At 75.3% G+C, this 2102-nt stretch carries 1 protein-coding gene; it reads right to left on the bottom strand.

The window, feature by feature from the left end:
- Window positions 1-2102: AMP-binding protein (locus K377_RS41005; RefSeq protein WP_146614874.1), on the bottom strand; the 2102-nt coding region annotated here is incomplete at both ends.

Genomic DNA, 2102 nt, shown 5'->3' with positions numbered 1-2102 from the left:
TGACGTCTTCGAGGAGATCGCGCCAGTGGTCGAGCTCGGCCTCCCGCTCCTCGCTCAGGGCCTCGTCCTGAAGGGCGGCCGCCCAGCGGCGGGCCGAGGTGCCGACGGGGGGCAGCTCGGGGGCCCGGCCGGCGCTGACGTGCTGCCAGGCCTCGGCGAGGTCGGACATCAGGATGCGCCAGGAGACGCCGTCGACCACCAGGTGGTGCAGCACCACGAGGAGCCGGCCGGGGCCCGACTGCGGGGCGAACCAGACGAAGTCCGCCATCCGCCCGGCCTCCGGGTCGAGCCGGCCGACCGCGTCGTACAGCTCCGCCTTCGCGTCGGCGAGCGCGGACGGCGCCGGCAAGGGGCCGGCGCAGTCGACGCGGCGGATCAGGCCGGCCGCGCGCACGGTGCCGGCCTCGCCCGCCACGAGGGTGGGCTCGTCGCCGGGGACCAGGCGGGAGCGGAGCAGGTCGTGGCGGTCCAGGACGGCGTCGAGCGTCGCGGCGAGTCCGTCCGCGTCGACGGTCTCGGGCAGTTCGAGCACCATCGACATGGCGAAACGGTTCGTCCCGCCGCCGTGCCCGAACACCTCCCGGGCCACGGGCTGCAACGGCATCGGGCCGACGCCGCCGCCCTCCAGCTCGTCGAGGACCGGTGCCAGGCCCTGCCGGGCGGCGGCCACCTCGGCGAGGCGGGCGGCCGTGCGGCACTCGAAGATCTCGCGGGTGGACAGTTCCAGGCCGCGGGCGCGGGCGCGGGCCACCACCTGGATGGAGCGCAGGCTGTCGCCGCCGACCGCGAAGAAGTCGTCGTCGATGCCGATCCGGTCGACGCCGAGCACGTCCGCGTAGGCGCCGGTGATGATCTGCTCGGCCTCGGTGCGCGGCTCCCGGTAGGTCTCGCCCAGGAACTCCGGTTCGGGCAGGGCCGCGCGGTCGAGCTTGCCGGTCGGGCCGAGCGGCAGGCGGCCCAGCGCGACGAACGCGGAGGGGACCATGTAGTCGGGCAGCCGGGCCGCGACGAAGGTGCGCAGCTCGGCGGCGGACGCCCCGGCGAGCACGTCGACGTCGCCGATGCCGCCCGCGCCGTCGTCGCCGACGCCGCCCTCTCCGGTGTGCACGACGTAGGCGACGAGCCGCTTGCCGCCGGCGGGCACCTCGCGGCTGATGACGACGGCCTCGCTGATGCCGGGGTGCGCGGTGATCGCGGACTCGACCTCGGCGGTCTCGATGCGGAAGCCGCGCACCTTGACCTGGCCGTCGCCGCGGCCGACGCACTCCAGCTGCCCCTGCGCGTTCCAGCGCGCGAGGTCACCCGTGCGGTACATCCGCTCCCCGGCGGGGCCGTAGGGGCTGGCGACGTAGCGTTCCGCGGTCAGGGCGGGGCGGCCGTGGTAGCCGCGGCCCAGGCAGGTGCCGACCACGTACAGCTCGCCGATCACGCCCTGCGGCGCGGGGGCGAGGCCGGGGCCGAGGACGTAGGCGCGCATGCCGCCCAGCGGTGTGCCGATGGGGGCGACCTCGCCGTCGGCCCAGTCGTCGGACGCGGCGAGGGAGAACGTGGTGGCGTAGAAACTCTCGCTCTGGCCGTAGGAGTTGACGATCTGTACGGCGGGCAGGGCCTCGCGCACCTGGCGCACCAGGCGTCCGGGCAGGACGTCGCCCGCGAAGACGACCGAGCGGACGTTCGGCGCCTTGTGGAGGTGGGGCACGAGTTCGGCGAGGACCGTGGGGACGCCGCTGATGACGTGGCCGTCCCAGCTGTCGCGTGTCGCGAGGTCCAGGGCGTTCTCGACCAGCTCGGCGGTGCCGCCGGTGGACAGGGTGGTGAGCAGTTCGAAGACGGAGACGTCGAAGTTGACGGAGGTGCCGGCGAGCATCCGCCAGCCGGCCGGCGCGTCGAGCACCCGCACCAGCTCCCGCACGCCGGCGACCACGCCGCGGTGGGTGAGGGTGGCGCCCTTCGGCCTGCCCGTGGAGCCGGAGGTGAACATCACGTACGCGACGTGGTCCGGGTCCAGCGGCCCGGTCCGGGTCGTGTCGTCGGGGGCGCCCTGGGCCGTCGGCCACTGCGTCCGCTCGTCCATGTTCAGGGCGGTGACGCCGTCGGCCGGC

Origin of the sequence: Streptomyces sp. PsTaAH-137, assembly GCF_003259365.1 — a bacterium.
In the GTDB taxonomy this organism is placed as follows: Bacteria; Actinomycetota; Actinomycetes; order Streptomycetales; family Streptomycetaceae; genus Streptomyces.
Note: the sequence above shows the minus strand (reverse complement) of the source record. Positions and strands in the feature narration are given on the sequence as shown.